The organism is Cellulomonas sp. B6, assembly GCF_001462455.1.
Taxonomy (GTDB): Bacteria; Actinomycetota; Actinomycetes; order Actinomycetales; family Cellulomonadaceae; genus Cellulomonas.
In genome coordinates this window covers 1-1521 of sequence record NZ_LNTD01000238.1, presented here as the reverse complement: position 1 = coordinate 1521, position 1521 = coordinate 1, and the positions used below count along the sequence as shown (strand labels likewise).

1 protein-coding gene is annotated in these 1521 nt (G+C 73.3%); it reads right to left on the bottom strand.

The window, feature by feature from the left end:
- Positions 1-1521 (bottom strand): endo-1,4-beta-xylanase (locus tag ATM99_RS17280; protein ID WP_062104052.1); only part of this gene is annotated, 1521 nt, incomplete at both ends.

The window sequence follows — 1521 nt, the reverse complement described above, 5'->3', positions numbered from 1 at the left end:
TGGGCGTGGGCGTGACCGTGGGCGTGGCCGTCGGTGTCGGGGTGGACGTCGGCGTGGGCGTGGCCGTCGGGGTCGGCGTCGGCGTCGCCGTCGGGGTCGGCGTCGCCCCGATGCGCGACGGGTCGACGACACCCCAGAACGCGGGCTTGGCCTGCAGCGCGCCGTCGAACAGCAGGGGCGCGGCCCCGGCGCGCAGCCACGTGCGCGAGTCCTCGAGGCCCCACACGGTGACCGACTCGAGCGACGCCGCGTGCCGCTTCAGCATCGCCAGCACGTCGCGGTAGTAGTACGCCTGCTCGAGCAGCCGGTCGGCGGGCGGCGTGGCCCACTGCTCGCCCGCGTGCCGGTAGGTCGAGACGTCGAGCTCGGTGACGGCCTGCGTGACCGGCAGCGCCTCGAACGCCTCGATCGTGTCCTCGATCATGGGCACCGAGCGGCCGACCTCGACGTGCAGCTGGTGGCCGACGCCGTCGACGGGCACGCCCTGCGCGAGCAGGTCGGTGACGAGGCGCAGGTAGGGCGCGCGCTTGTCGGGGTACTCGCTGTTGTAGTCGTTGATGAACAGCAGCACGTCGGGGCCGAACGCGGCGCGCGCGTACCGGAACGCGTCGGCGACGTACGACGCGCCCAGGACGCGGTACCACTCGCTGCGCCGCAGGCCGTCGGGCTGGCTCTCGTCGATCACCTCGTTGACGACGTCGAACGCGAAGATCGGGTTGCCGGGCGTGCCGTACTCGCCGTACGTGTCGCGGAAGTGGTCCGCGACCGCCTCGATGTGCGTCCGCAGGCGGTCGCGCAGCAGCGCCTGGTCGGCAGTCGACGTCGTGAGCGGCGCGCCGTCGCGCTCGAAGAACCACGCGGGCGTCTGCTGGTGCCACACGAGCGTGTGCCCGTAGACCCGCATGTCGTGCTCCAGCGCCCAGTCGACCATGAGGTCGGCGTCGCCGTACGTGAACGTGCCCTCGGCGGGCTGCACCGACTCGGGCTTCATCTGGTTGCCCGGCGTGATCTGCACGGCGTGGTGCGCGGCGAGGTCGCCGCGGCCGCCGAGCGTGTCGACGGGCTCGATGCCGAGGCCGAACGGGAAGTCGTCGGCCAGCGCGTCGGCCACCGACGGCAGCGACAGGTCGGGCGTGTACGTGACGCCGCTGACGAGCACGTCGTCGAGCAGGAAGTCGGTGAGCGACCCCGTGGACTCGACGTACAGCGACGCGGTGTCGAAGCGCCCGGGCGTGTACGACGCGACGACCTGCGTCCACTGCGACGTGACGCGCTCGACGGTCGTGACCGTCTCGTAGGACGCGACGCCGTCGACGTCGCGCTGCACCGACACGCGCAGCCCGGCCTCGCCCGCGCCGGCGGGCAGCCGCAGCCAGAGCCCGATCGTGTACGTCGTGCCGGGCACGAGCACGTCGGTGACGTCGACCGCGGCGCCGTTCCAGGACTGCGTGCGCCCCTGCACCAGCAGGCTGCGGGTGCCGCGGGCGCCGTCGGCCGTGAGCGCCACGGTCGCGTCGCCGC